2 protein-coding genes are annotated in these 870 nt (G+C 51.0%); both read right to left on the reverse strand.

The features are described from left to right. Window positions 1–467: FlgK family flagellar hook-associated protein (locus tag WH277_RS00395; protein ID WP_339503703.1), on the reverse strand; the 467-nt coding region annotated here is incomplete at its 3' end. 132 nt (window positions 468–599) lie between these two features. Then, the coding region (locus WH277_RS00400) for a glucosaminidase domain-containing protein (protein WP_339503705.1) at window positions 600–870 on the reverse strand (271 nt) is incomplete at its 5' end.

Consider the following 870-nt stretch of genomic DNA (forward strand, 5'->3'; position numbering starts at 1 on the left):
CTGTCGAGGTTAGATAAAGAGGTATTCGTTACCTGGAACTGATTGACTAATCCCTGCGCCTTGCCGATCACGGCCTGACGGGAAGAGGAGTCGCTGGCATTACTGGACAACGTCTGCAGTGATTTGAAGAAATCCTGCATATTGGTCGACAGCGTGTTAGTGGTACTGGACAGCATGTCGTCAATACTGGAAAGCTGGTTGTACTGGGTGGAGTAGGCACTGGACTGAGCGCTGGCCGCACGCAGCTGGTTAGTGATGAACTGGTCATATTCACGGTATACCGAGGAGACATTGGCACCGTTGCCATAGTAATTACCACCACTCAGGGTACTGTTGGCCTGAGCAAGCACGGTCGTCTGGCGTGAATAACCCGTCGCTGCATAGTTGGTGATGTTGTTACTGGTGGTGCTCAGCGCTGCAGATGCGGCGCTTAACCCGCTCATCGCGGTATTGATTAAGTTTGCCATTTCGGTTCCTTGTTCACCGGCAACTGCAGAGCCAGCATTGACGAATCGTTTGCCGGGAGGTCATTAACGCAATTCCGGCCTGAAAAGGTTATCGGTTAAGCCGGGGCAAACTTGAGCATTTCCCCGAAAAATTTAAAACAAATCGCCGATATCCTGGCTGTAGGCTTTGACCACTTTTTCACCCATATTTTTGAACTGCTGGATCATACCCACCAGCTTCTGTGCATATTTAGGATCGGTGGCATAACCCGCAGCCTGTAACGCTTGCGCACCCTGTTCCGGGGAAGAAGCGGTCGTCACGGCCGCATAGCGGGGATTGTTACTCAGCAGTTTGACGTAGTCGTTGAGGGCATCGAAATAGGAGTCGTAAACACGGAATTTTTGCTTCACCTTTTTCGCTTCA

This window comes from Erwinia sp. MYb416, assembly GCF_037479575.1.
Classification (GTDB): Bacteria; Pseudomonadota; Gammaproteobacteria; order Enterobacterales; family Enterobacteriaceae; genus Erwinia; species Erwinia rhapontici.